Annotated in this window: 22 protein-coding genes and 1 pseudogene; 10 read left to right on the top strand and 13 right to left on the bottom strand. The window is 71.3% G+C overall.

Going from position 1 to position 23,388, the window contains the following annotated elements:
* Window positions 1-176: 176 nt before the first annotated feature.
* On the top strand, window positions 177-713 hold the full coding sequence (locus ACIBK8_RS00545) for a DUF4245 domain-containing protein (protein ID WP_393683051.1): 537 nt from the start codon (window positions 177-179) through the stop codon (window positions 711-713).
* 109 nt (window positions 714-822) lie between these two features.
* Here the strand turns inward: ACIBK8_RS00545 and ACIBK8_RS00550 are convergent, their stop codons facing one another.
* From ACIBK8_RS00550 to ACIBK8_RS00565, 4 genes are all read right to left on the bottom strand, one after another.
* Window positions 823-1,416, bottom strand: a complete 594-nt coding sequence (locus tag ACIBK8_RS00550; RefSeq protein ID WP_393682864.1) for a malonic semialdehyde reductase — start codon at window positions 1,414-1,416, stop codon at window positions 823-825.
* Window positions 1,417-1,618: 202 nt separating this feature from the next.
* Window positions 1,619-1,918 (bottom strand): exodeoxyribonuclease VII small subunit, encoded by a 300-nt coding sequence (locus ACIBK8_RS00555; protein WP_399039305.1) that lies wholly within the window; start codon window positions 1,916-1,918, stop codon window positions 1,619-1,621.
* A gap of 47 nt (window positions 1,919-1,965) precedes the next feature.
* Window positions 1,966-3,201 (bottom strand): exodeoxyribonuclease VII large subunit, encoded by a 1,236-nt coding sequence (gene xseA, locus ACIBK8_RS00560; protein ID WP_399039306.1) that lies wholly within the window; start codon window positions 3,199-3,201, stop codon window positions 1,966-1,968.
* A gap of 48 nt (window positions 3,202-3,249) precedes the next feature.
* Window positions 3,250-4,716 (bottom strand): APC family permease, encoded by a 1,467-nt coding sequence (locus tag ACIBK8_RS00565; RefSeq protein WP_399039307.1) that lies wholly within the window; start codon window positions 4,714-4,716, stop codon window positions 3,250-3,252.
* An 83-nt stretch (window positions 4,717-4,799) separates the two neighbouring features.
* Here ACIBK8_RS00565 and ACIBK8_RS00570 point away from each other — a divergent pair, with 83 nt between their 5' ends.
* Both ACIBK8_RS00570 and ppgK read left to right on the top strand, forming a co-directional pair.
* Entirely contained in the window at window positions 4,800-5,876 is a 1,077-nt protein-coding gene (locus ACIBK8_RS00570) for a 4-hydroxy-3-methylbut-2-enyl diphosphate reductase (protein WP_393682858.1), read from the top strand.
* A gap of 80 nt (window positions 5,877-5,956) precedes the next feature.
* A pseudogene (gene ppgK, locus ACIBK8_RS00575) lies at window positions 5,957-6,697 on the top strand (polyphosphate--glucose phosphotransferase); the annotation flags it as partial.
* On the opposite strand, the gene ACIBK8_RS00580 reads toward ppgK, so the two are convergent.
* A complete protein-coding gene (locus ACIBK8_RS00580; RefSeq protein ID WP_399039776.1) occupies window positions 6,630-7,211 on the bottom strand; it encodes a DUF6542 domain-containing protein in 582 nt (193 codons plus the stop codon). The pseudogene ppgK and the gene ACIBK8_RS00580 overlap by 68 nt on opposite strands.
* Before the next feature lie 433 nt (window positions 7,212-7,644).
* On the opposite strand from ACIBK8_RS00580, the gene ychF reads away from it, so the two are divergent.
* Entirely contained in the window at window positions 7,645-8,733 is a 1,089-nt protein-coding gene (gene ychF / locus ACIBK8_RS00585; protein ID WP_399039308.1) for a redox-regulated ATPase YchF, read from the top strand.
* A 138-nt stretch (window positions 8,734-8,871) separates the two neighbouring features.
* On the opposite strand, the gene ACIBK8_RS00590 is transcribed toward ychF, so the two are convergent.
* From ACIBK8_RS00590 to ACIBK8_RS00600, 3 genes are all read right to left on the bottom strand, one after another.
* Window positions 8,872-9,135, bottom strand: a complete 264-nt coding sequence (locus tag ACIBK8_RS00590) for a type II toxin-antitoxin system RelE/ParE family toxin (protein ID WP_393682853.1) — start codon at window positions 9,133-9,135, stop codon at window positions 8,872-8,874.
* Window positions 9,128-9,394, bottom strand: coding sequence for a type II toxin-antitoxin system Phd/YefM family antitoxin (locus ACIBK8_RS00595; RefSeq protein WP_399039309.1), 267 nt, complete (start codon window positions 9,392-9,394; stop codon window positions 9,128-9,130). The genes ACIBK8_RS00590 and ACIBK8_RS00595 overlap by 8 nt, the downstream gene beginning before the upstream one ends.
* A 102-nt stretch (window positions 9,395-9,496) precedes the next feature.
* Window positions 9,497-10,261, bottom strand: a complete 765-nt coding sequence (locus ACIBK8_RS00600; protein WP_399039310.1) for a PIG-L deacetylase family protein — start codon at window positions 10,259-10,261, stop codon at window positions 9,497-9,499.
* A 227-nt stretch (window positions 10,262-10,488) separates the two neighbouring features.
* Between ACIBK8_RS00600 and ACIBK8_RS00605 the strand changes: the two genes are divergently transcribed.
* From ACIBK8_RS00605 to ACIBK8_RS00630, 6 genes are all read left to right on the top strand, one after another.
* On the top strand, window positions 10,489-11,241 hold the full coding sequence (locus ACIBK8_RS00605; RefSeq protein ID WP_399039311.1) for a GntR family transcriptional regulator: 753 nt from the start codon (window positions 10,489-10,491) through the stop codon (window positions 11,239-11,241).
* Between the two features lie 394 nt (window positions 11,242-11,635).
* On the top strand, window positions 11,636-13,387 hold the full coding sequence (locus ACIBK8_RS00610; RefSeq protein WP_399039313.1) for an APC family permease: 1,752 nt from the start codon (window positions 11,636-11,638) through the stop codon (window positions 13,385-13,387).
* Between the two features lie 233 nt (window positions 13,388-13,620).
* Window positions 13,621-13,800: an SPOR domain-containing protein gene (locus ACIBK8_RS00615; protein WP_393682843.1), complete on the top strand. Its 180-nt coding sequence runs from the start codon at window positions 13,621-13,623 to the stop codon at window positions 13,798-13,800.
* A gap of 40 nt (window positions 13,801-13,840) precedes the next feature.
* Window positions 13,841-14,266: a (deoxy)nucleoside triphosphate pyrophosphohydrolase gene (locus ACIBK8_RS00620; protein WP_399039314.1), complete on the top strand. Its 426-nt coding sequence runs from the start codon at window positions 13,841-13,843 to the stop codon at window positions 14,264-14,266.
* 265 nt (window positions 14,267-14,531) lie between these two features.
* The gene (locus ACIBK8_RS00625; protein WP_393683047.1) at window positions 14,532-14,921 is read left to right on the top strand and encodes an ATP-binding protein; all 390 of its coding nucleotides are present in this window, start codon (window positions 14,532-14,534) and stop codon (window positions 14,919-14,921) included.
* Window positions 14,922-15,197: 276 nt separating this feature from the next.
* Entirely contained in the window at window positions 15,198-17,741 is a 2,544-nt protein-coding gene (locus ACIBK8_RS00630) for a SpoIIE family protein phosphatase (protein WP_399039315.1), read from the top strand.
* 51 nt (window positions 17,742-17,792) lie between these two features.
* Here the strand turns inward: ACIBK8_RS00630 and ACIBK8_RS00635 are convergent, their stop codons facing one another.
* The 5 genes from ACIBK8_RS00635 to ACIBK8_RS00655 all read right to left on the bottom strand — a co-directional run bounded on the left by ACIBK8_RS00635 (window position 17,793) and on the right by ACIBK8_RS00655 (window position 23,301).
* Window positions 17,793-19,205, bottom strand: coding sequence for an amidohydrolase family protein (locus ACIBK8_RS00635; protein WP_399039316.1), 1,413 nt, complete (start codon window positions 19,203-19,205; stop codon window positions 17,793-17,795).
* 105 nt (window positions 19,206-19,310) lie between these two features.
* Window positions 19,311-20,105, bottom strand: coding sequence for a succinate dehydrogenase/fumarate reductase iron-sulfur subunit (locus ACIBK8_RS00640; protein ID WP_399039317.1), 795 nt, complete (start codon window positions 20,103-20,105; stop codon window positions 19,311-19,313).
* Complete coding sequence (locus tag ACIBK8_RS00645; RefSeq protein ID WP_399039318.1) at window positions 20,102-22,054, bottom strand: fumarate reductase/succinate dehydrogenase flavoprotein subunit; 1,953 nt, start codon at window positions 22,052-22,054, stop codon at window positions 20,102-20,104. Before ACIBK8_RS00645 ends, ACIBK8_RS00640 begins: the two co-directional genes overlap by 4 nt.
* A 42-nt stretch (window positions 22,055-22,096) precedes the next feature.
* Window positions 22,097-22,924, bottom strand: coding sequence for a hypothetical protein (locus tag ACIBK8_RS00650; protein ID WP_399039319.1), 828 nt, complete (start codon window positions 22,922-22,924; stop codon window positions 22,097-22,099).
* Between the two features lie 71 nt (window positions 22,925-22,995).
* The gene (locus ACIBK8_RS00655) at window positions 22,996-23,301 is read right to left on the bottom strand and encodes a hypothetical protein (protein WP_399039320.1); all 306 of its coding nucleotides are present in this window, start codon (window positions 23,299-23,301) and stop codon (window positions 22,996-22,998) included.
* Window positions 23,302-23,388 lie beyond the last annotated feature (87 nt).

A 23,388-nucleotide genomic window follows, 5' to 3' on the forward strand; every position in this document is an offset into this window, starting at 1 on the left:
GCCGCAATCCTGAGGGTGACCACGACTTTATCGGTACGCCGCGAGATTGAGCAGGGGGGCCTTCGCATGAGCAACCTCCCGGCGGCGGGATCCGGCCGGTTCCCGGCCCGCGGGGCCTTCCCGGGGGTCATGTCCTGAACGTCCGGGGCATGGGGGACGATAGGGGCGTGGCAGGTATGCGAGGCAGGCAAACGGTACGGGACATGGTCCTGTCGCTGGCGGTGATCGGCGTGCTCGTCGCGGCGATCTACATCTTCATCCCGCACGACGACAGCGGCTCGGCGGAGAAGAGCGCGGTCAAGACCGTCGACTACCGCGTCGAGGTGACCACGGCCAGGCGCGCGGCGCCGTACCCGGTCGCCGCGCCCGAGGGGCTGTCCAAGGGCTGGCGCGCCACCTCCGTCTCGTACAAGGCGACCGAGGACGGCAAGGGCGGCGCCTGGCATCTGGGGCTGCTCGACCCGGAGCAGGACTACGCGGCGGTGGAGCAGAGCGACGCCCCGGCGGAGAAGTTCATCAAGGACGTGACGCTGGGCGCGACGAAGGTCAAGGGCAAGCAGGCCGTCGGCAGCAAGAAGTGGGACCGCTACAAGGGCGACAAGTACAACGCGCTGGTGCACGAGGAGCCGGGGGTGACCACGGTCGTCACCGGCACCGCGCCCTACGGCCGGCTCGCCGACCTGGCCGCAGCCCTGGTGGCGAAGAAGGGCTGACCGCCCCGCGACGGGCGCCCCGACACGAACGGACGAGGCCGCCGCATCCCTCAGGGGTGCGGCGGCCTCGGGCGTCGTACGGGCCGGGTGCGGCTCGGACGGCGGTGGCTCAGACGGTGGTCGCGGCGTCGGCGAACTCCAGGCGCGGCGAGCGCGGGAAGAAGGCGTCGGCGCCGGGCTTGCCGACGTTGATGACCAGGAAGGACTTCTGCTTGCCGTCGCCGAAGAACTCCTTGTCGACGCCGGCGAAGTCGAAGCCGGTCATCGGGCCCGCGGCCAGGCCGGCCGCGCGGATGCCGAGGATGAAGTAGCCGGCCTGAAGCGTGGCGTTCTGGGTGCCGGCGGCCTCGCGGGCGGTGGCCTCCGAGAAGAAGGCGTCCTTGATGCCGGGGGCGTGCGGGAAGAGCTGCGGCAGCTTCTCGTGGAAGTCCAGGTCCACGGAGAGGATCACGGTCAGCGGCGCGGCCAGGGTCTTCGGGCCGTTGGCGCCCATGGCGTGGCCGACCAGGCGCTCGCGGGCGTCTTCGGAACGGACCAGGGTGATCCGCAGCGGCGACTGGTTGAACGCGGTCGGGGCGTACTTCACCAGGTCGTAGATGGCCTGGACCTGCTCGTCCGTCACCGGCTCGTCCGTGAACGTGTTGGCGGTCTGGGCCTCGCGGAACAGGAGGTCCTGAGCGGCGGCGTCAAGGGCGAGAGACATGTGGAGCACCTCGGTGAGTCAGATGGGGGTTCAGGGTCTGCCGATCCTGTGGTGGTGATGTCAACTGTAGCTGAATTAGATTAAACTTCAACTAAAATGGGCTCAGGGTGAGAGGGTTCACATGCCGTTCACACGTGCCTGAGCTGCCTGGATGGCCGGACGCCCGGTGCTGGGCGCGCTCCGTACCCCGCCGCCGGAACCGCTACCCGCGGTCCGCCTCGTCCTCCGCCGCGCCATCCGACTCGGCGAGTGACGCGTCCAGCCGGGCGCGGGCGCCGTCCAGCCAGCGGCGGCAGACCTTCGCCAGCCGCTCACCGCGCTCCCAGAGGGCGAGCGACTCCTCCAGCGTCGTGCCCCCCGCCTCCAGGCTGCGGACGACCTCGATCAGCTCGTCCCGCGCCTGTTCGTAGCCGAGCGTGGAGTCCACCGACTCCGGCTCCGCCTCCGCGCCGGCCGCCCCGCTCTCCGGGCCCGCCACCTCGTCCGTCTTCGCCTTCGCCATGTCTCCCACCCTAAGTGTGTGTCCGCACAGTCCTGCCCGGCGCGACCCTAGGGGCTGTCGGTGACAGCGCCCGTCGCGTCCGTGACCCGCACCCGGAACTCGCCATCGGACACCCGGGCCCGCAACTCCTCGTCCGCGCCGACCTCGTCGGGCGAGCGCACCGCCGTACCGTCCGGCCGTTGGAGGACGGCGTAACCGCGCTCCAGCGTCGCCTTGGGGGAGAGCGCGACCACCCGCGCCCGGGTGTGCGCCAGCTCCGAATCGGCCCGGTCCAGCAGGTGCCCCAGCGTCCGGCGGGCCCGCCCGGCCAGCGCCTCGACCTGCTCGGCGCGCTCCTCCACCATCCGCTGCGGATGCCGTATCGACGGCCGGCTCAGCGCCGCGGCCAGACCGCGCTCCTCCCGCTCCAGGAAACCGCCGACCGCCCGCAGCGCCCGCTCGCGCATCTGCTGGACGCGGGCCAGTTCCTCGCCGACGTCGGGGACGACCTTCTTCGCCGCGTCGGTGGGGGTCGAGGCCCGCAGGTCGGCGACGAGGTCGAGGAGCGGCGTGTCCGGTTCGTGGCCGATCGCCGAGACGACGGGGGTGCGGGCGGCGCCGACGGCCCGTACGAGCTGCTCGTCGGAGAACGGCAGCAGGTCCTCCACGCTGCCCCCGCCGCGCGCCACGATGATCACGTCGACCTCGGGCAGCGCGTCCAGCTCCTGGACCGCGGCGATCACCTGCGGGACCGCGTGCACCCCCTGTACCGGCACATTGCGCACCTCGAAGCGGACGGCGGGCCAGCGGTGCCTGGCGTTCTCCAGCACATCGCGCTCGGCGGCGCTCGCCCGGCCGCAGACCAGGCCGATCAGCTGCGGCAGGAACGGCAGCGTCCGCTTGCGGTCGAGGGCGAAGAGCCCTTCGGACGCCAGGGATTTCTTCAACTGCTCCAGGCGCGCGAGGAGTTCACCGACGCCGACCGGCTTGATCTCGGCGGCCCGCAGCGAGAGCTGGCCGCGCGGCGCGTACCACTCCGGTTTGGCGTGCACCACCACCCGGGCGCCCTCGCCCACCACCTCGGACACCCGGTCGAAGACCTGGCGGTAGCACGTCACGCTGATCGAGATGTCGTGCGACGGATCGCGCAGGGTCAGAAAGACCACCCCCGCGCCGGGCCGCCGGGAGAGCTGGGTGATCTGCCCCTCGACCCACACCGCGCCGAGCCGGTCGATCCAGCCGCCGATGAGCCGGGACACCTGGCCGACCGGGATCGGCGCTTCCGGGGACGTGGAGAGAGCCATGGGAAGGAGCGTAGCGGCGGGCACTGACAACAGCCCCCGCCGACGGCGTCAGGCGTCCGGCCGAGCCCCCCGCCGCCTGCCCCGGTACTGCAACGCCAGCACCACGAAGCCCACCACCAGCCAGCAGGCCCCGATGACCTGCGCCGTCCCCGACGCCTCCACGATCACCGCGACCACCACCGCCAGACCGAGCACCGGCGCCACCACGTGCCGCAGCACGCTCGGCACCTCGGCCCGCTTGCGGATCCGGAACCAGCCGATCACCGAAGCGTGCAGCAGCCCGAACGCGGTCAGCGCACCGACGTTGACGATCGACGACAGATGATCGAGCCCGTCGTCCCTGCGGGCTGCCCACACCGCCGCGATCAGCGTCACCGCCGCCGCCCCCAGCAGCGCCCGGCGCGGCACCCCGCTGCCCGCGTCCACCTTCGACATCGCCCCCGGCAGCCGCCGGTCCCGCGCCATCGCGAACAGCAGCCGGCCGGCCGCCGCCTGCCCCGCCAGCGCCGCGAAGGCCGCGCCGATCGCCTTGCTCACCGCCACCAGGTCGTGCAGCCAGCCGCCCACCGCCGCATCGACCGTGGCGTAGAACGCGTCCCCCTGCTCACCCGGCTTCGCCGCCAGCTCGGCCGCCGTCATCGGAGCCAGCAGCGCCGCCAGGTACGTCTGCACGGCGAACAGCACACCGGCCACCACCAGGCATGTGAGCACCGCCCGCGCCACCCGGTCCGAGCCGCGCAGCCCCCGGCCCTTCCCGCGCGCCTGCCCGTCGTGTGTGCCCCGTGCCTCCTCCGCGAACGCCGCGATGGCGTCGAAGCCCAGATACGACAGCACGGCGACCGACACCGCGGCCAGCACCGCCGTCATGGAGAACGCGCCCTCGCCGGTCAGCGGCTCGGCCCAGCCCCGCTGCGCGCCGTGCAGCGCCAGCTCCACGACCGCCGACACCACGAACACGCCGAGCACCGCGATCTCCATGGCCAGCACCGCGAACCCGACGACGGCCGCGGTCCGCACGCCCCACAGGTTCAGCAGCGTCGTCACCACCACCGCGATCGCCGTCCACACCCACTGGTGCACCCCGGGCACCAGCGCGTGCATCGCGATCCCGGAGAACAGATACGCCACCGCCGGGATCAGCAGATAGTCCAGCATCGCCATCCACCCGGCGATGAACCCTGCCCCCTCGCCGAGACCCACCCTGGCGTACGTGTACACCGACCCGGCCTGCGGCGCGACCCGCACCATCTGGGCGTACGAGTACGCGGTGAAGGCCATCGCGACGGTCGCGACCAGGTAGACGAGGGTGATCGCACCGTGCGACTTGGCCTGGAGCGTGCCGAAGATGCCGACCGGCGCCATCGGGGCGATGAACAGCAGTCCGTAGACGATCAGATCCCGGAAGGTCAGCGTGCGCCGCAACGCGGGCCGGCTGCCGGAGCCCCCGACGGACGCCGCGCCCTCCCCGGTGCCCTTCCCGTCGCCGCCGCTGGTTTCGCCGATCGTGCCCGGCATGCTGCCTCCTCCGTGCGTCGGCCCTCAGTCTGGGCCACCGCCGCGATCTTTGTGAGCCCCGGTACGCCCGTACGATGGGACGCATGACTGCTACGCCCGGCCCGTCACCCGCCACCGCCCCGAGCGGAGACGCCCCGCGTCACGGTGACCAACCGTCGCCCGCCAGCACCTCGAACGCCCCGGCCCCGCGTGCGGAGCGCCGTGTCCTGCTCGCCGCCCCCCGCGGCTATTGCGCGGGTGTCGACCGCGCCGTGATCGCCGTCGAGAAAGCCCTTGAGCAGTACGGCGCGCCCGTCTACGTGCGCCACGAAATCGTGCACAACAAGTACGTCGTGAAGACCCTGGAGAAGAAGGGCGCCATCTTCGTCGAGGAGACGGAAGAGGTACCCGAGGGCAACATCGTCATCTTCTCCGCGCACGGCGTCGCCCCGGCCGTCCACGACGAGGCCGCGCGCGGCAAGCTCGCCACCATCGACGCGACCTGCCCGCTGGTCACCAAGGTCCACAAGGAAGCGGTCCGGTTCGCCAAGGAGGACTACGACATCCTCCTCATCGGCCACGAAGGCCACGAAGAGGTCGTCGGCACCAGCGGCGAGGCGCCCGAGCACATCACCATCGTCGACGGGCCCGATGACGTGGCCAACGTCGAGGTCCGCGACCCGGACAAGGTCGTCTGGCTCTCCCAGACCACCCTCTCCGTCGACGAGACGATGGAGACGGTCGACGCCCTCAAGGGCCGCTACCCCAACCTCCTCTCGCCGCCCAGCGACGACATCTGCTACGCCACCCAGAACCGCCAGATCGCGGTCAAGCAGATGGGCGCCGACGCCGACCTCGTCATCGTCGTCGGCTCCAAGAACTCCTCGAACTCCGTCCGCCTCGTCGAGGTCGCCCTGGGCGCCGGAGCCAGGGACGCCCACCTGGTCGACTACGCCGACGAGATCGACGAGAGCTGGCTGGAGGGCGTCGGCACCGTCGGCGTCACCTCCGGCGCCTCCGTCCCGGACGTGCTGGTGCACGGCGTCCTGGACTGGCTGGCCGAGCGCGGCTACGAAGACGTCGAGACGGTCACCGCCGCCGAGGAGTCCATCGCCTTCTCGCTGCCCAAGGAACTCCGCCGCGACCTGCGCGCCGAGGCCAAGGCGGCCACCGAACGCTGACGGGCACACCGGCCGGCGCGACGACGGCCGGTTCTCCGGTCCGATGGGTGCAGGACCGCCCGGGGACCTAGCCTTTTCCCATGAAGGTCTTCGGTGTGGACATCGGCGGTTCGGGCATCAAGGGCGCCCCGGTCGACCTGGAACGCGGCGAGCTGGCCGACGCGCGCCACAAGGTGCTGACACCGCAGCCGGCCACCCCGGACGCGGTCGCCGACTGCGTCCGGCAGGTCGTCGCGCACTTCGACTGGACGGGCCCGGTCGGCGCGACCTTCCCCGGCGTGGTCACCGGCGGCGTCACCCGTACCGCCGCCAACGTCGACGCCGGCTGGATCGACGCCGAAGCCGCCACACTGCTCACCGGCCGGCTCGGCGGCGAGTCCGGCGGCTGCCCGGTGACGCTGCTCAACGACGCGGACGCGGCGGGCCTCGCCGAGATGCGCTACGGCGCGGGCCGCGGACGCCGGGGCACGGTCATCGTGCTCACCCTCGGCACCGGCATCGGCAGCGCCGTCTTCACCGGCGGCCGGCTGATCCCCAACACCGAACTCGGCCACCTGGAGCTGAACGGCCACGACGCCGAGAAGCGGGCCTCGACCCGCGCCAAGGAGGACGGCGAGCTGAGCTGGTCGCGGTGGGCGCGCCGCGTCCAGAAGTACCTCGCGCACGTGGAGATGCTGTTCTCGCCCGAGCTGTTCGTCATCGGCGGCGGGGTGAGCCGCAAGGCGGAGAAGTTCCTGCCGCTGATCGAGGGGATCAACGCCGAGGTCGTACCGGCTCAGCTTCAGAACGACGCGGGGATCGTGGGGGCTGCGATGGCTGCGCACGCCGCTCGGGCTGGCGGGCCACCTGACGCGGACGGTTCTCCGGAGACCGGTCCTGCCGCGGCCGGCCCGCAGGGGCGTCCTGGCCGGTCGCGGGCCGCCGGCCCTGCGGCCGTCCCGCCGGTCGAGTCGCCGGTCGGCTGGCCCGACGCCGGACGATGAGCACCACCTTGCGCACCAGCACCAGCAGTACGCAGACCAGCGTGCCCGCGTAGAGCCAGCCCGCGTTCAGCGCCAGCACCGTGAAGACGCCCATCAGGAGCCCGCCGAACCCGTCGGAACCACGGTGGATCGGCACCGCGCCCAGCGTGAAGGCGATCGGCAGCGCGACCGGCGCCGCCACCAGGTCGTAGGGCCGCACCCACAGGCCCGCACCCACCGCGACCAGCAGGAAGAACACGCCGTACGCGGCCTGCGCCCCGTCGAAGAGGAACTGGTCGAGCGCGGCGAACGCGAGCAGGGCGAGGGTGCTGAGCAGCCCGCAGCCCAGACCGGTCAGCTTCGGGGCCGGCATCCGGCGCAGAAAGGCGGCCAGCGGTGCCAGCGGGGGCCTGCGCCGCACCCCGGCACGGTAGACGGCGGCGGAGCCCGGCGCGGCCCGCTCGCCCCCGGAGCCCTCGGCCCGGCCGCCGCGCGGTCGCCCGCCCGGACGCTCGTTCACGGACGCCGCGGGGCGGGGGAGCCGGGCATCCTGGCCGGTGAGCGACCTGCTGCTCCCGGGTGGGCGGTGCTGGGGGGTGCGCGCTTCGTGTTGCTCCACTCGCCAACGGTAGGCCGCTAAGTGGTATTAACAGGCTTCGGGACACGCGCTTTCCCCGAGGTGGACGGCGCGTTCGACGGAATACACCGGGCCGGGCGGAGTGCCGCGCCCGCCCCGTAGACTGGTGGATCGGCCCCTACGGGAGCCGTGTCAGCCCTCCACCGCCTCGCCCCGGGAAGTCGCCACCGTGTCGCTCACGATCGGAATCGTCGGTCTGCCGAATGTCGGCAAGTCGACCCTGTTCAACGCCCTGACCAAGAACGACGTGCTGGCGGCCAACTACCCGTTCGCCACCATCGAGCCGAACGTCGGCGTCGTCGGCGTCCCGGACACCCGTCTGGCCACCCTTGCCGGGATCTTCGGCTCGCAGAAGATCCTGCCCGCCACCGTCGACTTCGTCGACATCGCGGGCATCGTCCGCGGCGCGTCCGAGGGGGAGGGCCTGGGCAACAAGTTCCTCGCGAACATCCGCGAGTCCGACGCGATCTGCCAGGTCATCCGCGCCTTCAAGGACGAGAACGTCGTCCACGTCGACGGCAAGGTCTCGCCCAAGGACGACATCGAGACCATCAACACCGAGCTGATCCTCGCCGACCTCCAGACCATCGAGAAGGTGCTGCCGCGCCTGGTCAAGGAGTCCCGGATCCAGAAGGACAAGGCCGTCCAGGTCAAGGCCGTCGAAGAGGTCAAGGCGATCCTGGAGGAGGGCCGCACCCTCTTCTCCGCCGGCATCACCAAGGAGTCCGAGAAGGGTGAGCTGCTGCGCGACCTGCACCTCCTCACCACCAAGCCGTTCCTCTACGTCTTCAACGTCGACGAGGACGAGCTGACCGACGACGACTTCAAGAACGAGCAGCGCGCCCTGGTCGCCCCCGCCGAGGCCATCTTCCTCAACGCCAAGCTGGAGGCCGACCTCGCCGAGCTGGACGACGAGGAGGCACTCGAACTCCTCCAGTCCGTCGGCCAGGAAGAGCCCGGCCTCGCCACCCTCGCCCACGTCGGCTTCAACACCCTCGGCCTCCAGACGTACCTGACCGCAGGCCCCAAGGAAACCCGCGCCTGGACCATCAAGAAGGGCGCCACCGCCCCCGAGGCCGCCGGCGTCATCCACACCGACTTCCAAAAGGGCTTCATCAAGGCCGAGGTCATCTCCTTCGCCGACCTAGTGGAAGCCGGCTCGGTCGCCGACGCCCGCTCGGCGGGCAAGGCCCGCATGGAGGGCAAGGAGTATGTGATGCAGGACGGGGATGTGGTGGAGTTCCGGTTCAACGTGTGACCGGACGGCACCACACCACGTCACCGACCTGACCCGGCGAACGGGCAGCTCGGAAGGGGTCGGCTCCTGCGAGGGCCGGCCCTTGAGTTGTTTCCGTGCCGGATCGGTGCCGGCTCCTCCGCTCCCGGTCCAGGGAGTTCAGGTGCCGTAGACCGTCGAGCGGTGGCCGATGTGGACGACCCACACCACCAGTTCCCCGTTGTCGAGGGTGTAGATCACGCGGTAGTCGCCGACCCGTAGACGGCGGCGTTCGGGCTGGGATACGAGGGCGGTGGTGTGGAAGCCCAGGGGGTCGCTCTCCAGCTCCGTCAGCTTGGTGAGGATGCGCAGCGCCATGTCGCGCGGGATCTTGCGGAGTTCGGCCTGTGCCTCGGGCCGGAAGACGGTGCGGTACTCACTCACTGCGCTCCAGGGTCTCCCTCATGACGTCCTCGATCGGGACTGCGGGCGCGCGGTTCGCCATGCGCTCGTCGATGATGCGGTTGATCTCGCGCTCTTCCCACTGCTGGTACTTGCGCAGGACGTCGATCGATACGACGGCGGCGACTTCCTTGCCGCGTCGTGTGATGACGGTGGGCTGGTCGTCGCGATCGGCACGTTCGACGACCTCGGCCAAGTGCGCGCGGACGTCGCGGATGGACTCTATGGGCATCTGTGTCATGGGCTCAAAGGTACCGGGTGTGCCATGTGTACACAATGTGGTCCCTGGGCGGCGGTCCCGACGGGAGCACGGCCCGTTCCCCGCCCCGCGCCGACCCTCCGTTCACCGAGGAAAGACCTCGAAAAGCGTCGCAGGCCGCCCCCGGTACCGGTCCGCGCCGGCCTGGAGCATGGGGGTGAGGAAGGCGCGGGCGTAGGTGTGGGGGTCCTGGTGGGTGGGGGTGAGGCCCTGGATGTAGGTGTGGTGGGCGGCGAGGGAGTTGATGGCGCGGTCGATGCCGGGGCCCACTTCGGCGGCGTGTGTGGGGTGGGGGGAGCCCGCCACGGCCACCCAGCGGACGCCGTTCCAGGGGGTGAGGCCCTGTGCCGTGGTGAGTTCGGGGAAGATCCAGCGGTTTCCCGCGTCGCCCGCCGCGTCCAGGGCGGCGCGGCCGACCACCCGGTGGTCGGGGGTGTTCCACTGGACGCCGCCCCAGGTGTCGTGGTGGTTGATGGTGATGAGGAGTTCGGGGCGGTGGCGGCGGACGGCGGCTGCCAGGTCGCGGCGCAGGGCCGTGGTCGCCTCGATGACGCCGTCGGGGTGGTCGAGGAATTCGACGGTGCCGACGCCCACCAGGGCGGCGCCGGCCCGCTGTTCGGCCTCGCGCACCGCGGCGCACCGCTCCGGCGCGAGGCCGTCGATGCCGGCTTCGCCGCGGGTCACCAGGAGGTAGCCGACCTCGCGCCCGGCCGCCGTCCACTCGGCGATGGCGGCGGCTGCGCCGTATTCGAGGTCGTCGGGGTGCGCGACGATCGCCAGGGCGCGCCGCCAGTCGTCGGGCATGGCGGCCAGGGGAGGAGGGGCGTCCGGTGCGGATTCGGGGGGCATGGGTGCTCCTTGCTCGGGGGCCCGGAGTGGCGGCAGGGGTGGGTGCGGCGCCTGTTCGATCGTGGCAGGAAAGGGGTGGGGCAGCAGGGGAATCTGACGCTTTTCCTTGATCGGTATGCCGGGTGAGCTGGGGATCATTACTTTGGGTGTTTTTCTGGCCCGAACTTGCGGGTGGCGACGCGGGGTTGCCACGCTGTTGCTGACTGTCAAGCTGTTGGGAGGGGCACGTGCCTTTCGGTGAGCAGCCCGCGTACCTCCGCGTCGCCGGCGACCTGCGCCAGAAGATCGTCGACGGCGCGCTGCCGCCGCACACCCGCCTCCCCTCCCAGGCCCGCATCCGTGCGGAGTACGGCGTATCGGACACGGTCGCCCTGGAAGCCCGCAAGGTCCTGATGGCTGAGGGGCTCGTCGAGGGCCGCTCCGGCTCGGGGACGTACGTGCGTGAGCGGCCCGTCCCGCGCCGCATCGCCCGCGCCGGGTACCACGCGGGTCCGGCGTGCACGCCGTTCCGGCAGGAGCAGACCGACGAGCGGGTGAAGGGGAGCTGGGAGTCCAGCAGCGGCCAGGAGGAGGCCGGTCCCGCCGTTGCCGGGCGGCTGCGCATCCAGCGCGGAGCCCGGGTGATGCGGACGCGTTACGTCTTTCGCGCGGAGGGCGAGCCCACCATGCTGTCCACCTCCTGGGAGCCCTTGGAGGTGACGGGGCGGACGCCGGTGATGCTGCCCGAGGAGGGGCCGCTGGCCGGCCGCGGGGTCGTCGAGCGGATGGCCGCCATCGACATCGTGGTGGACAACGTCATGGAGGAGGTCGGGTCGCGGCCCGGTCTCGCGGAAGAGGTCATGGTGCTGGGCGGGGTGCCGGGGCACGCGGTGCTGGTCATCTCGCGGACGTACTGCGCGGGCGGGCGGCCCGTGGAGACGGCGGACGTGGTCACGCTCGCCGACCGCCATCGGGTGACGTATCACCTGCCGGTGCGCTGAGGGGTTTCCGGCGGGGTGGCTGTGGAGTCGCGTCGGAGCCCCTGGTCCGGCTTTTTGGTGACTTCTGTCGTTCGCCCGTGAACGGGACGGGAGTTACCGGCGGGTTCCAGGGGATGGGCGGTGTGGCGGTGGCCGTGCGCGCCCCTGCTGCGTCTCTGCGCCCTGGGTGATTCCGCGGCCCTGAGTTGTCCTCTTCCTGTTGCTCGTTGCGCCAGTTATGCGGTCGCTATGTCCGTATTCGTACGGAACTGTCGGCTGAAAGGTGCCGTGGGAAAACTCACAGACCCTCAGTCGAGCGGGAATTTTTGCCGAGTAAGGGAAACCGATCATCTGATTCGCTCTTACGATGGCGAAGTTTGTGCACGGCACGGGGGAAGACCAGGAGACCAAGCACGTGAGCACGACGAAACCCACGACTGCGGAGCAGGGCTCGCATTCGAATTACCGTCGGTCCCTCGGGACCATCGCCCTGACCGCCACTGGTCTCGGATCGATCATCGGCTCCGGCTGGCTCTTCGGGGCCGAGCGGGCTGCCGCCATCGCCGGTCCTGCCGCCATCCTCGCCTGGGTCATCGGCGCGGTTGTCGCGCTCACGATCGCCCTCACCTACACCGAGCTGGGCTCGATGTTCCCGAAGGCCGGCGGCATGGTCCGGTACGGCCAGTACTCGCACGGCTCGCTCGCCGGGTACCTCGCGGCCTGGGCCAACTGGATCGCGATCGTCTCGGTGATCCCCGGTGAGGCCACCGCCTCCGTGCAGTACATGAGCTCCTGGGACTTCGAATGGACCCACGGGCTGTACGACGGCAAGGAGCTGACGGGCACCGGCGTGGCGCTCGCCAGCGTGCTGCTGATCTTCTACTTCTTCCTGAACTGGTTCGCGATCACGCTGTTCGCGAAGACCAACACGGCCATCACGGTCTTCAAGGTCGTCGTGCCGATCCTGACCGCGAGCGCGCTGATGGTGGCGCACTTCGACACCAGCAACATCACGGACCACGGCGGCTTCACCCCCAACGGCTGGAGCTCGGTCTTCACCGCCGTCGCGGTCTCTGGCATCGTCTGGGCCTACAACGGCTTCCAGTCGCCGCTGAACCTCGCGGGCGAGGCGCGTAACCCGGGCCGCTCGCTGCCCAAGGCCGTCATCTGGTCCATCGTGATCGCGCTGGTCATCTACGTCGCGCTCCAGGTCGCCTTCCTGATGGCGGTCCCGGGCGACAAGCTGGGCGCCGCAGGCGGCTGGGCCGGTCTCGGCTACAACTCCCCGCTCGCCGACCTCGCCGTCGCCTGGGGCCTGAACTGGCTGGCGATGCTGCTCTACGCCGACGCGTTCATCTCCCCGTCCGGCACCGGCATGATCTACGCGGCCACCACCTCGCGCATGATCCACGGTGTCCAGGAGAACGGTCACCTGCCCGGCATCTTCGGCAAGGTCGACAAGAAGACGGGTGTGCCGCGGCCCGCCCTGGTGCTCAACCTCGTCATCGCCTTCCTCTTCCTGGCGGTCTTCCGCGGCTGGGGCTCGCTCGCCGAGATCGTCTCGGTCGCGACCGTCATCTCGTACATCACGGGTCCGGTCGCCGTGATGTCGCTGCGCCGGCTCTCGCCCGACCTCAAGCGGCCGGTCAAGCTGCGGGTGATGCCGGTGATCGCGCCGATCGCGATGGTCTTCGGCTCGCTGGTGCTCTACTGGGGCCGCTGGCCGCTCACCGGCAAGGTCATCCTGATCATGGCCGTCGGACTGCCGGTCTGGGCCTGGTACGAGATCGGCAAGCCGCTCACCCAGGGCCGCAAGCCGTGGGCCGAGCTGCGCCCGCACCTCAAGGCCGGCGCCTGGATGGTGGCGTACCTGCTGGTCATGGCCCTCATCTCGTACATGGGCGGCAAGGAGTTCGGCGGCAAGGGCTACCTGCCGGCGGGCTGGGACATCGTCGTGGTCGCGCTGGTCGGCCTCGCCTTCTACTTCTGGGGTGTGCGCAGCTCGTGGCGCAACCCCTCGCTGGTCCAGGTGGAGGCGGAGATCCAGGCGGCGAACGAGGCCGATGAGGCGGCTGAGGCGGCGACCATCGGCGCCCAGCGCTCCGGCGAATCCACGGGGTCCGACGACGACCCCGCGGGCGGCGGCAAGGCCCGTACCGGCGCCTGACGTCCCGCAAAAACGCTTTCGCACCACCGAGCCGTCCGTCGGCTCCACCGGCCGCTCGCAGGCCCTCCCGGTTCTCCGGGGGCCCGCGGGTGGCCGGTTCGGTATCTCTTTGTGCCATTCCGTATCCGCTGAGTGAAGGTCGGGCGTAGGGTCGGGCATATGCAGAATGCGGTTTCGGCATCGGTACAGGAGGGGCGCGCAAGGGCGCGCTGCACGGCGGACGGAGGGGCGCGATGAGCGACAGTGGGGCCGTGCTGCCCTGGCTCGTCATCCGTCAGGACGAAGGCGGCAATCGTTATCGCGTGGGCAGGTACGCCACCCGCGCGGAGGCCGAGAAGGTGGCGGGCGGGCTCGACGCCCGTGGCGACCAGCGGCTTTACGTGGTGGAGCGGGTGGGGCGGACGACCGGCTGAGCGGGTTGCGCGGCGCAGTGCGCGCCGTAGGCTGCCGCGTATGACGACGGTGCGTGTGGTGGTGGGCGGAGCGGTGCTCGACCGGGGGCGGCTGCTGGCCGCGCGGCGCAGCGCGCCGCCCGCGCTGGCCGGTCGCTGGGAGCTGCCCGGCGGCAAGGTGGAGGACGGCGAGACACCCGAGCAGGCCCTGGTGCGCGAGTTGCGCGAGGAGTTGGGTGTCGAGGTGGAGCCGGGGGAGCGGATCGCCGGTGAGTGGCCGCTGCGTCCCGGGTTCGTGCTGCGGGTCTGGGCCGCCCGGCTGGTGTCGGGTGAGCCGCGGCCCCTCCAGGACCACGACGAACTGCGCTGGCTGCCGCCGAGCGAGGAGCTGTCGGTCGACTGGCTCGACCAGGACCGCCCGGCGGTCGCCGAGGCGATGCGCCGGCTGCGGGAGGCGGTGGGGTCGGCCGCCGCGGACAACGCCTAGAAGGGGACGTCCGGCGTCGCGCCTGCCTGACGGCATGGCTTCGGACCTGCCCGTCCGGTCGCGCCGCGCCGAAGTGCGGCGGGTGTGGAACAGTGCCCGGTGGGGGACGGTACTTGCACCTCGATATCGGGTATGTCCTGATTGACCCTTTTCTTTTTGGGTGATGTCGACGGGCATCGCATCGGGCTGGGAAGTGATCGGCGTGAGCGACAGCGCAGCGGCAGGGGCCCCGGATTCGGCCTCCACGTACGTCCGCCGCCGCGGCATGGCCTCCGGTTCCCCGATCGCCGAATGGAGCTTCCCCGCGGATCCCGGTGCTGTGCGCACCGCCCGCGCGATGGTCCGCCAGGCGCTCACCGACTGGGGCCTGGAGTCCTCCGTCGACGTCGCCGTCCTGCTCGTCAGCGAACTGGTCACCAATTCCCTGCGCTACGCCAGCGGCCCCATCGGCGTGCGCATGGTGCTGCTCAGCGGGGGCGGTCTGCTGGTCGAGGTGTCCGATCCGCTGCCGGATCCGCCGCAGGAACGCACCGCGGCACCCGACGACGAGGGGGGCCGCGGGCTCCAGCTGGTGGCGTGCACGTCACGGCGGTGGGGCACCCGGCGCGGAAAGACCGGCAAGACAGTGTGGTTCGAGCTGACGGTGGCGGGTTAGGAGACAGGTGGAGTCCTGATCGTTGCCATTTCATCGACATTCTGTGGATGGGCTGCGATCGAGACTGTGCTGTGATCGTGAAGACCGTGTTCCGGACGGCCGTGGTGCTGATTTACTCGGCTTGTCCGGTCCGGGCACGATGAGCTGGAGGGGACGGGGCTCGTGAGCGAGATGTCATCTGGCGGGACGCTACCCGCACAGACCGCTGGTCGGGGTGCGCACGGACCGGATGCCCCGGGCGCCGCCCGGCCCGTGCCCGCGCCGCCTCCCCCGCCCGTGTGGCAGAACAGCAGGCCGGGATCGATCTACGACTACATCCGCGTCGCCTCCTTCTCGCTCGGCCCGGACGGGCGGATCGACCGGTGGAGCGAGCGGGCCGCCGAGATGCTCGGCATCACCGCAGGGGACGCGGTCGGCAAGGATCCCGTCGAGGCGTTCGTCCCCAGAGAGCTGCGTGAGACCGGCCGCCGTGCGGTGTCCCGGATCCTCGACGGCCGGGAGTGGACCGGCCTGGTGCCCTATCACCGGGAGGAGAGCGCCGAGGCCGACGGGCTCGCGGAGATCTACGTCATGCCGTCCGAGACGGAGACCGGCGAGCGGACCGCGGTCTGTCTGGTCGTCGACGTGCGGGCGCTGCGCGGCATCGAGACCGACCTCGCCGCCTCGCAGGCCGTTTTCGGTCAATCGCCCATGGGCTTCACCCTGTTCGACACCCGGCTCAAGCTGCTGCGGGTCAACGAACGGTTCGCCACGGTCTTCGGCGGCCCGGCGAGCAAGTACCGCGGCGGCACCCCGCACGACTTCCTGCCCCGGGCCGAGGCCGAGCGGATGACCGTCGCGCTGCGCAGGGTGCTGGACACCGGCGAGTCGGTCACCGAGATGCAGCTGGTGGGTGTGGTGCCGGGCGAGAGTGACCGGCGCCGCTGGTCGGTCTCGCTCTACCGGCTGCACGGCGCCAGCGGCCGTCCGATCGGCGTGGCCGCGCTCGCCGCCGACGTCACGGGCCGCCGCCGCGCCGAGCGGGAGGCCGCCAACGCCCGCCGCAATCTCGCGCTGCTCAACGAAGCCGGCGCCCGGATAGGCAACTCCCTCGACCTGGAGACCACCGCACGCACCCTCCTGGACGTCGCCGTCCCGCAGTTCTGCGACCTGGCGTCGGTGGACCTCTTCCAAGGGCTGCTGGCCGGTGACGAAGCCCCGCCCGGCATGAGCGACGGCAGCGCCGAACTGCGCAGAGTCGCCTTCTCCAGCGCGGTGTCCGACGCCCCGCTCGCCACCACGGCCTGCTGTGTCGCCGAAGGCGAGCGCGATCCGGTCGCGGTCGGCGCGGTGCACCGCTACCCCTTCAACTCCCCTTGCGCGGGCGCCCTGCGGACCGCGCAGGCGCAGATCATCCCCGGCCGGGAGAGCGACGAAGGGCCGGAGCTGGGCGCGGTGGTGCACTCCACGCTCGCCGTCCCGATGGTCGCCAGGGACACCGTCGTCGGCCTGGTGCAGTTCTCCCGTACGAAGGGCAGCGAGCCGTTCGGGGAGCGGGACACCGCGCTGGCGGTGGAGCTGGCGGCCCGCGCCGCGGTCTGCATCGACAACGCCAGGCTCTACCGCAGGGAGCACGAGCGGGCGCTGATACTCCAGCGCAGCCTGCTGCCGCCCGGCGACCCGGAGGCGGCGGGCCTGGACATCGCCTGCCGCTACCTGCCGGGCACCACCGCCACCGAGGTCGGCGGCGATTGGTTCGACGTCATCGAGCTGCCGGGCCACCGCACGGCCCTGGTCATCGGCGACGTCATGGGCCGCGGGCTGCGCGCCGCCGTCGCGATGGGTGAACTGCGCAGCGCCGTACGGACGTTGGCGCTGCTCGATCTGGAGCCGGCCGAGGTGCTCTCGGCGCTCGACGAGATCGCGCGGGGGCTCGGCGGCGGCGAGGGGCGTACCGGCAAGCGGTCGCAGTCCGGCAGGGGCGCCGAGAGCGGGCGCGGCGCCGCCGCCGACCTCTCCGAGGTCTACCTCGCCACCTGCGTCTACGCCGTGTACGACCCGGTCACCCGCCGATGTACGTTCGCCAACGCCGGGCATCTGCCGCCGGTGCTGGTCGAGGGGGGCGAGGACGCCCTGCTGCTCGACGTGCCGCCGGGGATGCCGCTGGGTGTCGGCGGCGAGCCGTTCGAGGAGATCGAGGTCGAGCTGCCGGACGGCGCGCTGCTCGCCCTCTACACCGACGGGCTCGTCGAGTCCCGTGACCATCCGCTGGACGAAGGGCTGCAGGCGTTCCGCGGGGCGTTGTCGGAGGCCGACCGGCCGCTGGAGGACGCCTGCGATCACGTCCTGAGCGCGCTGGACACCTCGCACGGCGAGGACGACATCGCCCTGCTGATGGCCCGGGTGCACGGGCTGCCCAAGGACGCGGTGGGGGACTGGAACCTGGCGCCGGAGGCCCGTTCGGTGGCCCGCGCCCGCGAGCTGGCCCGCGACCAGCTGACGGACTGGGGGCTCGAAGCCCTGGTGGACACCACGGAGTTGCTGGTGAGCGAGCTGGTCACCAACGCGCTGCGGCACGGGCACGGCGAGATCAGGCTGCGGCTGCTGCGGGACCGTTCGCTGGTCTGCGAGGTGTGGGACGCCGACCTCGCCCAGCCGCGCAGACGCCGGGCCAGGGACACCGACGAGGGCGGGCGCGGCCTTCAGCTGGTGGGGCTGCTCAGCTCCGGCTGGGGCAGCCGCCGTACGCCGCGCGGCAAGACCGTCTGGTTCGAACTCGCGCTGCCGGACGGCGAGTCGGAGGTGCCGGATCCGGCCGAGGCGCTGCTGAGCCTGTTCTGAGCCCGGCGCGGTCGCCTGCGGCCCGGACGGGGGCCGCCGACGGGCCGTGGGTCAGCCGGCGCGCACGTGCGCCGCGGCCCGCTCCGCCTCCCGCACCACCCGCGCGGTGTCCACCCCGGCCAGCTCGCCGCGCTCCTTGCGCAGCCGCCCGTCCACGAAGACGTGGGAGAGGTTCGGCGGTTGGCCGTTGAGGACGATCTGGCTGGTCCAGTCGTAGCGCGGGGCGAAGTTGAGGGTGCCGGGGTCGAGGACGAGGACGTCGGCGCGCTTGCCCGGGGTCAGCGAGCCGATCCGGTCGGCCATTCCGATGCACTCCGCGCCGCCGAGCGTCGCCATCCGCAGGACGGCGGGGATCGTCGGGTGGACGCCGGCGTCCTCGTGGCGGGCGCGCTGGAGGCCGACCGCCGCCTTCATCAGCGCGAACATGTCGGAGGTGTCGTTCGTCCCGCCGTCGTGCCCGAGCCCGGCCCGTACGCCGTGCCGGTGCAGCGCGGGCAGCGGCATGATGCCGGAGGCCAGCCGCATGTTGCTGAGCGGGCAGTGCGCGACGCGCACGTCGTGGTCGCCGGTGAGGGCGATCTCCTCGTCGGTGAGGTGGACGGCATGGTTCATCAGGAGCCGCGGGCCGAACGCGCCGACCTCGCGCAGCGCACGGATCTGCTCGTCCTTGCGGTCGTCACGGTGTTCCAGGACATGGGAGTTGACCATCAGGTCCAGCTCGCGGGCGACCTCGTGGAGCTGTCGCAGGTCCTTGATGCCGGACCTGCTCGCGTGCACCGACACCTGCGCGGAGGCCAGCGGCAGCGGGTCGATGAAGTCCTTCTTGACCTCGCGGATGAGGTGGCGGTCGGCGCCGTTCTGGGTCATCGCGTAGACGAACCGCAGGCCGGCGTCGTCCAGGGCCCGTACGTAGCGCTCGCTGGTGTCGTAGGGGATGGCGTGCACCCAGTCGACGACGGTGGTGACGCCCGTCTGGAGCGCGTCGAGGGCGGCGAGGTGGACGAAGCGGTACATGTCGTCGGGGTGGATCTTGGGGAGGGTGGCGCGGTTGCAGGCGGCAAGCCAGCCGTTCAGGTCCTGGTCGGCGCAGCCGCCGCGGATGCTGGACTGCCACAGGTGGTTGTGCAGGTCGACGAAGCCCGGCAGCACCAGCCTGCCGCGTGCGTCGATCACCCGGGCGCCGTGCGGGACGTCGAGCCCGCGGCCGACGGCGGCGATGGTGCCCTCGCGCAGCAGGACGTCGACACCGTCCTCCAGGGTGCCCAGCAGCCCGTCGCCGAGCGCGGGATCCATGGTGAGCACCTGGTCGGCGCCCCGGATGAGGGTGGTGCGGCGGGTGCCGTCCGGCTCGGGCGGTGCCGGGGGAGCGGTGCATCGGCGTACCGGTGTGCCGGCGGCGGCTGCCAGCGGGACGCTGCCGAGGCCCGCCAGCACCCGGCGTCTGGATATCTTCGGAAAGTTCATTCCGTTCTTATAGCGTGCGCGGGCCGTGCGTCGGTAAGGCGCGTTCCAGCCAACTGACGGGAAGTCAATTTCCGTACTGTGAAAGAGAGTTGGTGGCTTTGCCGCTCAGTCCCCGCGCCGCCTGATCTTGTTGCCCAGCCACACCAGCGGGTCGTACTTGCGGTCCGCCGCCCGTTCCTTGAGCGGGATCAGCGCATTGTCGGTGATCTTGATGTTCTCCGGGCAGACCTCGGTGCAGCACTTGGTGATGTTGCAGTAGCCGAGCCCGTGCTCGTCCTGCGCGGTGCGCTTACGGTCGAGACCGGCCTCGGGCGCCGCATCCAGCGGATGCATGTCCAGCTCCGCGATCCGCATCAGGAAGCGCGGCCCGGCGAAGGCCCCCTTGTTCTCCTCGTGATCACGCACCACATGGCAGGTGTCCTGGCACAGGAAGCACTCGATGCACTTACGGAACTCCTGCGAACGGTTCACGTCCTCCTGCTGCATGCGGTACTCACCGGGCGACAGGTCGGCGGGCGGCACGAACGCCGGGACCTCCCGCGCCTTCACGTAGTTGAACGACACGTCGGTGACCAGATCCCGGATGACGGGGAACGCCCGCATCGGCGTGATCGTGAGGGTCTGCGACCGGTCGAAGACCGACATCCGGGTCATGCACATCAGCCGCGGCCGGCCGTTGATCTCCGCGCTGCACGAACCGCACTTGCCCGCCTTGCAGTTCCAGCGCACCGCCAGATCCGGCGCCTGGGTGGCCTGCAGCCGGTGGATGATGTCCAGCACCACCTCCCCCTCGTGCACCTCGACCCGGAAATCCTCCAGACCACCGTCGTCCGCGTCGCCCCGCCACACCCGGAAGTGCGCCGTGTACGTGCCCGTGGTCCCCGTCTCCTGCCCGCTCACCGGCTCAGCTCCTCGTCCGTCAGGTACTTCACCAGCTCGTCCTTGTCGAACAGCTCCAGCAGATCGCGCCGGATCGGCGGGGTCTCGCGGCGGCTGAGCCGGATCCGGCCCCGCGCCGGATCCGCGTCCTGTGCCGCGCCCTCCGGTCCGGCCAGCGCGCACAGCAGATTGACGGTGCGCCACTGCCGGTCCATCTCCGGATGGTCGTCGCGGGTGTGCCCGCCGCGGCTCTCCTCGCGTTCCAGGGCGGCGCGCGCCACGCACTCGCTGACCAGCAGCATGTTGCGCAGGTCGAGGGCGAGGTGCCAGCCGGGGTTGTACTGCCTGTGCCCCTCGACACCCGCCCGCCCGGCCCGCTCCCGCAGCTCCCCGAGCCGCTCCAGCGCCTGCTCCATCTCGCCCGCCCTGCGGATGATGCCGACCAGGTCGTTCATCGTCTGCTGGAGTTCCTGGTGCAGCGTGTACGGATTCTCCGACGGGCCGGGCGCGCGGTCCGAGCCGCGGGCGCCCTCGGCGCTGAACGGGCGCAGCGCCTCCGCCTCCGCCGCGTCGAGCTGCGCCTGGTCGGCGCGTGGCCTGGTGGCCGTCGCCGCCGCGTACTCGGCGGCGTGCAGACCCGCGCGGCGGCCGAACACCAGCAGGTCGGAGAGGGAATTGCCGCCCAGCCTGTTGGAGCCGTGCATGCCGCCCGCGACCTCACCCGCCGCGAACAGTCCTGGCACACCGGCCGCCGCCGCGGTGTCAGGATCGACGTCGACGCCGCCCATCACGTAGTGGCAGGTCGGCCCGACCTCCATCGGCTCGGCGGTGATGTCCACGTCCGCCAGCTCCTTGAACTGGTGGTGCATGGACGGCAGCCTGCGCTTGATCACCTCGGCCGGCATCCGCGTGGAGACGTCCAGGAAGACGCCGCCGTGCGGGGAGCCGCGGCCCGCCTTGACCTCGGCGTTGATGGCGCGGGCCACCTCGTCGCGGGGCAGCAGCTCGGGCGGGCGGCGGTTGTTGTCCGGGTCGTCGTACCAGCGGTCGCCCTCGTCCTCGGACTGCGCGTACTTCTCCTTGAAGACGTCCGGGATGTAGTCGAACATGAAGCGCTTGCCCTCGCTGTTGCGCAGCACCCCGCCGTCACCGCGGACGGATTCGGTGACGAGGATGCCCTTCACCGACGGCGGCCAGACCATGCCGGTGGGGTGGAACTGCACGAACTCCATGTGCACCAGCGGCGCCCCGGCCAGCAGCGCCAGCGCGTGCCCGTCGCCGGTGTACTCCCACGAGTTCGACGTCACCTTGAAGGACTTGCCGATCCCGCCGGTGGCCAGCACCACGGCGGGCGCCTCCAGGACGAAGAACCTGCCGGACTCCCGCTCGTAGCAGAACGCCCCGGCCACCCGCCCGCCGTCGGCGCCGCCCTCCTTGAGCACCCGGGTGACCGTGCACTCCTGGAAGACCTTCAGCCGCGCGTCGTACGCCCCGAACTCCCGCTCGTCCTCCTGCTGGAGCGAGACGATCTTCTGCTGGAGGGTGCGGATCAGCTCCAGGCCGGTACGGTCGCCGACGTGTGCCAGGCGCGGGTACTCGTGGCCGCCGAAGTTGCGCTGCGAGATCCGGCCGTCCGGGGTGCGGTCGAACAGCGCGCCCCAGGTCTCCAGCTCCCAGACCCGGTCGGGCGCCTCCCTGGCGTGCAGTTCGGCCATCCGCCAGTGGTTGAGGAACTTGCCGCCGCGCAGGGTGTCACGGAAGTGCACCTGCCAGTTGTCGCCGTCGTTGACGTTGCCCATGCTGGCCGCGATGCCGCCCTCGGCCATCACGGTATGGGCCTTGCCGAACAGCGACTTGCAGATCACCGCGGTCCGCAGCCCCGCCTCGCGGGCCTCGATCGCGGCGCGCAGCCCGGCGCCGCCCGCGCCGACCACGACCACGTCCCACGTCTGCCGGTCCACATGCGCCATCGCGGAGCACACCTTTCCTCGGAAGGGTCGAACGATCTGTCGTCAGAAGAACCGCGGGTCGTCGAAGACCCCGGCCGCCAGCAGGAAGACGTAGAAGTCCGCGACGGCCACGCTGATCAGCGAGGACCAGGCGAGCAGCATGTGCCGCTCGTTGAGCTTGCCGACCCAGCCCCACAGCCGGTAGCGCACCGGGTGCTTGGAGAAGTGCCGCAGCCGTCCGCCGACGATGTGCCGGCAGGAGTGGCAGGAGAGGGTGTACGCCCAGATCAGCACGATGTTGGCGAGGAACACCAGGGTTCCGAGGCCCATGTGGCCCCAGGCGTGGTGCGCGTCGCGGAACGACAGCACGGTGTCGTAGGTGAGCACGCAGGCCACCAGCACCGCGGCGTAGAAGAAGTAGCGGTGGATGTTCTGCAGGATCAGCGGGAAGCGGGTCTCGCCGGTGTACTTCGCGTGCGGCTCGGCGACCGCGCAGGCGGGTGGCGAGGCCCAGAAGCCGCGGTAGTACGCCTTGCGGTAGTAGTAGCAGGTCAGCCGGAAGCCGAGCGGGAAGATCAGGATCAGCAGCGCGGGGGACAGGCCCCACCAGCTCCCGAAGATCTCCCAGTTGGGGCCGCCGTGCATCGGCGCGCAGTTCTGCGCCAGGCACGGCGAGTAGAACGGCGAGACGTACGGGGCGTGGTAGTAGTCGGCGTTCGCGAAGGCCCGCCAGGTCGAGTAGGCGATGAACGCGAGGAGCCCGGCCGCGGTGCAGGCCGGGGCCAGCCACCAGCGGTCGGTCCGCAGGTGACGGGCGGGGATGGCGGCACGCGAGGCGTCGTGCACGCCCCTCGTGCCGGACTGCGGTGCGGGTTCGGTACCAGTGGCCAACGTCGGTCTCCGTCAAGGGCGTTCCGTCGGGGCGGGTCTTGAGCGGGCGGGGCGGGGCGCGGCCCCCGGGGTCAGGGTGCGTGCCGGTCCTTGGCGCCGAGCCCCTCGTCCTCGGCGTCGGTCCACAGCGTGCTGTCGTAGGGAGCGTCGGAGATGGTGACCACACCCTCCGCCTCGGTGGCCGGACGGTCCTGCGCACGGCCCGTCGGCGCCGCGCTCTCCTTGAGCAGCCGCAGGCTCTCGCCCAGATGGTCGGCGTCGCTGCGCACCCGGCGGATGTCGAGCCCGCCGCCGACCCGCTTCTCCAGCCGGCCCACCGCCCGGACCAGTTCGTCCAGGCTCCGTTCGACAGCCGTCAGATCGTCGTGAAGGGACATGGTGTGCCCTCATTTCCGAAGGAGTGGTGGGCGACCTCATGCGCCCGTGAGTGTCGCGCGTCACAGTAGGTGTTGGGAAGGGATCTG

The sequence above is a fragment of the Streptomyces sp. NPDC050161 genome (genome assembly GCF_044460025.1).
GTDB lineage: Bacteria > Actinomycetota > Actinomycetes > Streptomycetales > Streptomycetaceae > Streptomyces.

Coding starts and splice junctions, on each gene's coding strand:
- ACIBK8_RS00545 (WP_393683051.1), top strand. CDS start 177: ATGCGAGGCAGGCAAACGGTACGGGACATGGTCCTGTCGCTGGCGGTG.
- ACIBK8_RS00550 (WP_393682864.1), bottom strand. CDS start 1,416: ATGTCTCTCGCCCTTGACGCCGCCGCTCAGGACCTCCTGTTCCGCGAG.
- ACIBK8_RS00555 (WP_399039305.1), bottom strand. CDS start 1,918: ATGGCGAAGGCGAAGACGGACGAGGTGGCGGGCCCGGAGAGCGGGGCG.
- xseA (WP_399039306.1), bottom strand. CDS start 3,201: ATGGCTCTCTCCACGTCCCCGGAAGCGCCGATCCCGGTCGGCCAGGTG.
- ACIBK8_RS00565 (WP_399039307.1), bottom strand. CDS start 4,716: ATGCCGGGCACGATCGGCGAAACCAGCGGCGGCGACGGGAAGGGCACC.
- ACIBK8_RS00570 (WP_393682858.1), top strand. CDS start 4,800: ATGACTGCTACGCCCGGCCCGTCACCCGCCACCGCCCCGAGCGGAGAC.
- ACIBK8_RS00580 (WP_399039776.1), bottom strand. CDS start 7,211: ATGCCGGCCCCGAAGCTGACCGGTCTGGGCTGCGGGCTGCTCAGCACC.
- ACIBK8_RS00595 (WP_399039309.1), bottom strand. CDS start 9,394: ATGACACAGATGCCCATAGAGTCCATCCGCGACGTCCGCGCGCACTTG.
- ACIBK8_RS00600 (WP_399039310.1), bottom strand. CDS start 10,261: ATGCCCCCCGAATCCGCACCGGACGCCCCTCCTCCCCTGGCCGCCATG.
- ACIBK8_RS00615 (WP_393682843.1), top strand. CDS start 13,621: ATGAGCGACAGTGGGGCCGTGCTGCCCTGGCTCGTCATCCGTCAGGAC.
- ACIBK8_RS00620 (WP_399039314.1), top strand. CDS start 13,841: ATGACGACGGTGCGTGTGGTGGTGGGCGGAGCGGTGCTCGACCGGGGG.
- ACIBK8_RS00625 (WP_393683047.1), top strand. CDS start 14,532: ATGGCCTCCGGTTCCCCGATCGCCGAATGGAGCTTCCCCGCGGATCCC.
- ACIBK8_RS00635 (WP_399039316.1), bottom strand. CDS start 19,205: ATGAACTTTCCGAAGATATCCAGACGCCGGGTGCTGGCGGGCCTCGGC.
- ACIBK8_RS00645 (WP_399039318.1), bottom strand. CDS start 22,054: ATGGCGCATGTGGACCGGCAGACGTGGGACGTGGTCGTGGTCGGCGCG.
- ACIBK8_RS00655 (WP_399039320.1), bottom strand. CDS start 23,301: ATGTCCCTTCACGACGATCTGACGGCTGTCGAACGGAGCCTGGACGAA.